Below are 4,987 nucleotides of genomic sequence, written 5' to 3'. Positions count from 1 at the left end.
AGATCCTCCTGCGCATCCGGCGACAGCCGGCGCATATCCCCACTCTCGATCACACCCGACCAACGACCAGGCAACCGAGGAGTTTCGGCTCAATATGTCATGCGCGTCTTGCACGTCAGCAGGAATGTTTTGAACATTCGGCCCGCCAGGCTTCAACGCCGGGTTGTAACGTGGGTTCGCCTTGTTGCTCGTCTTAACGAGCAAGACGGTCTGCGGAGTCTCCGATACGCCGCCAGGTGCCGGCGTAACATTAGTGAACTTGTTCTTGCTGAGCAGTGGTTTTCCCCGCGGCCAGGTGAGCGGGTCGTAGTTGCCAACTGCGTTCTTGGTGCCGATCTCATCGAGCGTGTAGGCATCCAGGTACAGAGATGAGGTGGTGGCACGTGAGCTCATGTGAGTCGTTCCCGTGTCATAGCTGTTGCCCGGTTCGGGGGTCGTAAGTGACCGACACGGCAACGACTTGGTCGGTGGGAAGGACTTCGATCCATTGGTCGAAGATTTGGTAGGGGTCGGCTGGGCGGAAGCCGCCGGCCAGGGGGTCAAAGCCGTTCTCGAAGACCTTTTCCGAGGCGAGGGTGTTCGCCATCGTGTTGTTCGAGATCTGCAGCGCTTCCGCGATCAACTTCAGAACTGCTCCCACTGTCAGTCCCTGGTACTCGGGCGGGTCGACCGCTGCGTCGAAGGGATAGTACAGCTCAAGGGCTGCTTTACCTTCGACCGTCGAGGCCAGCCAGTCGAGTGCCTGGAGTTCCTGTCCGGGGCGAATCGGGAGGACAGCCTTGGCCCAGGCGGCGTTGAGGAAAGCGTTGCGGCGTTGATCGCCGTCGATCTGGATCAGCCATCCCAGCGAGCTGCCCATGGGGGCTGGCTGGGTTTCTTCGGTGATGAGGTAGTTGACGCGCCATTCGGGGTCTAGGTCAGGGCACGGCACAGGGGGAGGTGGCTCCCCGCTGGGTGGCTGCGGTGGTGGGGGCGGGGAGGGGGTGTATGTCTTGTCCGTCTGGGAGTACCAACTGGCGACAGTGTCGCCGGCGAGGTGATTGGGGCGGCAGCTGCCGTCATCGTCGGGCACCCATGGCGGCCCGGGCACCGGGTACCTGCCAACCGTGTTCTTGTTGGGATGCTCGTCGTCCGCGTCGCGGTGGTTGTCGGCTTTGGTTGGCCGCCAGTAGTCGGGGGCGACGAAGTAGAGCATCTCTTCCACGTCGAACGTCTGCCGGATCATCTCCGCGTTGACGTGCTGATCCTGGAAGAGGGGCGTGATCTTTTGCAGCAGTTCTCCGTATACGGTGTGGCGTTCCTCGCTTCTCAGGTCCTCTGGGGGCCTGGGTCGCATGGCGCTGACCAACTTGAGACGCTCTTTCACGGCCTTGCTGTAGGCCTCGCGTTGCGCCTGCCCAAGCTTGTCCCTGTAGGCGGCAAGGTCGCTCTGGTACTGCTCCTGCGCCGGATTGCTGGCCGGCGGCTTCCATGTGAGCGAAAAGGTCACCTGGATCGTGTTGAAGTCACCGGCGTTCAGATTCAACGCGACCACTCGGAACTCGCCTTTGAGGGCGTCCGTGAGCTCGCACCTCTCTGCGACGAACTTGCAGTCCTTGTTCCCGGATTTCGCGGATTTCACGGCCGCGTGCTCCAGTTCGTAGCCCGGTTCAGGCGGAGGGGCAGCGAACGGGGCGTCCGCGATGATGTGGTGGGCTCTGTCGTAGCTCAGAAGGTCGGGCCGCGGATGTGGATCCTGTGGTGTGGGGGGTGGGAAAAACAGGAAGACGAAGTCTGCGTTTTCCTCGTCAGGGGGGTCTAGGGTTCCCGGGTATTTGAGAATGGGGAATGGCCCGGTGAATTCCGTGGTCTTTGTCTCCAGCGGAGGCGGCGGTGCGGGCTTCTGGATTGAGGTGAGGTCTGGTGTCTGGATCACATCGACCAGATCTCCCAATCCCAGTTCACGGCCCGGGTCGGGGAGGTACACCTGCCAGCACAACCGTGAGCCGATGTGCTGCATTTGCACACCGACTTTGCGCATCTTCCGCCGCAGTTCGTAATTGACCAGGAAATCCGTGGTGTTCTGGACAATATAGCGGCGGCTCGAGGTGTCCGTCGTTTCGGTTACCGTCTTGAATGTGCTCTTGAAGTTTCGTTTGATCTCGCTGGTCACCTTCGCGCTTTGCGTGCGGGCGCGCTTATGTGTCGTTTCAGACGAACTCTTGACCGTGTTTTGTGTACTGAAGTTGGCACTCGCCTCGGCATGGTAGATCGGGGCGGTCACCCCGCCGGTCACGCTGAGCCCAAGCTTCGTCTCGTTGGCATTCTCCTCCTTCACCGCATCGGCGACGTCTTCCTGCTCGGTGAGGCTCTCTTCGATTTTTCGGGAGGTCTCCTCCGACTGCTCGGAGGTCTTCTCCACCAGCGTGCGGCGGGTGGAGGTCTCGACCAGCTCCACGGTGCCGCCCGGACTGAGCCACAGGTGTCCAGAAGGGGGACCCAGGAAGGTGTCGAACTCGAAGAAGTACTGCCGGAACAGGTTCACCATTCCTACCGGTGACAGCACACCCTGGATAGCCGCGAAGCGTTTGCTCACCGCTGCCAGCGCGTCATCATCAAGCGTGCGCGCATCGGCTTTCCTGAATGTCTCCAGGCTCAGACTCGTGCCCTCTTGCCCGTGTTCAGCGGCGCGCAAGGTGTTCAGGGCGCCAAGCCAGCCCTTGAGCGGCTGATAGACGCCGATCACTTCACTGGCGTACGGGAGTGTGCCCCGGAAGTCGGTCAGCGGGCGACCGTTAGTGTTCAGCAACCCTTTCCTAGGTGCAGGCAGGACCTGCAAGTGACTGGGCGAAGCGTTGGGAATGGTGAACGGCTGGGACACCCACCCCTGGCCGGACGGCGACTTCGCAAGGACAACCTCACAGGTCGATTCGACGGCCGGAGCGACGAACGAGATCTTCACGGACCCCGCCGCCGTTACGGTCCTCCCGACGTACTGGCGGGGCAATGCCGGATTTCGCTCGACGAAGGTTCCCGCCAGTTGACTTACTCCCGGGTACTGCGTCGGGTCCCGCACATCCACATCATGGGGAAACCCCAGCGCGATCCGTTGGTCTACCTGAAGATCACTGGGGGCACCGGTGACCTGGTAATTCCAGACCTCGTAGACCGTGGTGGCAGGGATCGCCTCCCTGCTCAGGAAACTGACAGCGAACGCCATGGAAATCAAACTCCTAGCCGCAACGCAGCGAGATACACAGAGACGCTCGGCGTGTTCTTAAGCCGGGCCCGGAGAAAAATAAGCGGCGCTAGATGGTCGTCCGATATGCGCGCCGCTGGGGGCGAGACTCACTGACAGAGGGAACCCGGATGGGTTGGGCTTTGTGGGGGGCGGTGCCTCTGCAAGTGCCTGTAATCAAGGCTCTCTCTTGCTAGTGACCTGCGCAAACCGGCCAAGTGCCGTGTCGGTGCTGGGGGCGAGTGCGCGCAAGGGTGCGTGCGGAGGCGGCGCCGAGCAGGCGTGGGACAGCGAGCAGGGGGTGACATCAGGACTCGGCCGATCGGAGTGACAGGCACACTCGATGGGGTCACGCGGGAAGCTTCCGCGGCCATGCTCTTGGCATCCGGGCGATCGCTCTTCGGATCCTGGAATGGCTCGGGCCATCCGCTCGGGTCGAGTCCATCGATCGGAGCACGAGCGATGCCCATCCCTGCCAGCGAGCACACCGTGACGCATATCTCGACCGTCCCTGCGAACAAAGGGGACGCAATTGAGCTGCTTGTCCGAGAATATGACGGCACAAAGCCGCACCATCAGCCCGAGCCCGTCCTCATGCTCCACGGCAGGAGCGCCCCGGCCCTTGCGGGATTCGACCTCCAGCACGAGAACGGCAAGTACAGCTGGGCCCAGAATCTGGCAGACGCGGGCTACGACGTGTTCATCATGGACCTCCAGGGCTCCGGCCGGTCACCACGCCCGAAAATGGACAAGCCCTGCAACGCCAACCCAGCCCAGCAGCAGGACCTCTTGGTCAAACCGCTGGCCGAGCCCCTGGCGGCCAAATGCGACCCCGTCTACACGTCTCAGCTGGGCAACTCGCAAAGTGACTGGGCCGAGCTAAACGCCGTCGTCGACTACATCACCAAGCTACGTGAGGTATCGAAGATCGCGCTCGTTGGCTGGTCCGCAGCGGCGTTCCAAATCGGGCCGTACGCGATGCATAACGCTGCCAAAGTGGCCAGCCTGCTGCTCCTTGCACCGATCTTCCCGCCCCAAGGCAGAACGAGCGCCCCCGCCGCGCTCCCCGTGTCCACGCCCCCGGCCGTGTTCGGCTTCCCGATGAACCTCGGCACCAAGGCCGGCTTCACGAGCCAATGGGACAAGGAACAGCACTGCCATAAACAGCGGGATGCCGGCATGGTCGACGTGGTGTGGAAGGCCATCATGGAGAACGACTCCGTCGGCAAGGCATGGGGGCCCAAAGAGGCCAACGTGCCGCAGGGCGTGATGCGGATCCGGAACTCCGTCTGGTGGGGCTGGAATATCGCCACGGTGTCGGACAGCACGCTCGGCGAAACGGTGCCTGTGCTCATCGTCTATGGAGACCTTGACACCCAGTGCAACACCTCCGCCTCATCAGGCCCCTTGCTCCACTTCTCGGTCCCCGCCCTCTATGAGGCCATCCCGGGCCCGAAGAAACTGATGTTCAGGGTCGCCTGCACGGGGCACTCCATGGTCTGGGAACGCCACCACAAGCTGCTGCACCAGATGTCCCGGCAATGGCTCAAGCACACCGCCGTCGAAGGCCTCAGCAGCGGAAGCTACTTCCGGGACGAGGACGGCGTCTACCTACCCGCGAAATAGCGGGCTCCAAAGGAGACCGGGACGGACGTTCAGCCGTGGCGGAGCCAGCGAGCGTGTCTGAAAGATCGTGTAAGTCCGCGATGTGGAAGTCTGACCCGGGGCTCGGCCTCGGGCCTGTGGGCCAGGCGGATCGGACGAGTCATG

Annotated in this window: 3 protein-coding genes; 1 reads left to right on the top strand and 2 read right to left on the bottom strand. The window is 62.5% G+C overall.

The features are described 5' to 3' along the window. Both ACFY04_RS43555 and ACFY04_RS43550 read right to left on the bottom strand, forming a co-directional pair. Nucleotides 1-393 (bottom strand): hypothetical protein (locus ACFY04_RS43555; RefSeq protein WP_389126604.1); only part of this gene is annotated, 393 nt, incomplete at its 3' end. A 16-nt stretch (nt 394-409) separates the two neighbouring features. Further along, the gene (locus ACFY04_RS43550; protein WP_389126603.1) at nt 410-3,199 is read right to left on the bottom strand and encodes a hypothetical protein; all 2,790 of its coding nucleotides are present in this window, start codon (nt 3,197-3,199) and stop codon (nt 410-412) included. Between the two features lie 480 nt (nt 3,200-3,679). Between ACFY04_RS43550 and ACFY04_RS43545 the strand changes: the two genes are divergently transcribed. Continuing rightward, on the top strand, nt 3,680-4,843 hold the full coding sequence (locus tag ACFY04_RS43545) for an alpha/beta fold hydrolase (protein WP_389126601.1): 1,164 nt from the start codon (nt 3,680-3,682) through the stop codon (nt 4,841-4,843). Nucleotides 4,844-4,987: the final 144 nt, after the last annotated feature.

Origin of the sequence: Streptomyces sp. NPDC001549 (genome assembly GCF_042894025.1) — a bacterium.
GTDB lineage: Bacteria > Actinomycetota > Actinomycetes > Streptomycetales > Streptomycetaceae > Streptomyces > Streptomyces kutzneri.
Note: the sequence above shows the minus strand (reverse complement) of the source record. Positions and strands in the feature narration are given on the sequence as shown.

What these genes read in the sequence shown, in the direction of transcription:
- ACFY04_RS43550 (WP_389126603.1), bottom strand. Translation starts at nt 3,199, where the DNA reads ATGGCGTTCGCTGTCAGTTTCCTGAGCAGGGAGGCGATCCCTGCCACC.
- ACFY04_RS43545 (WP_389126601.1), top strand. Translation starts at nt 3,680, where the DNA reads ATGCCCATCCCTGCCAGCGAGCACACCGTGACGCATATCTCGACCGTC.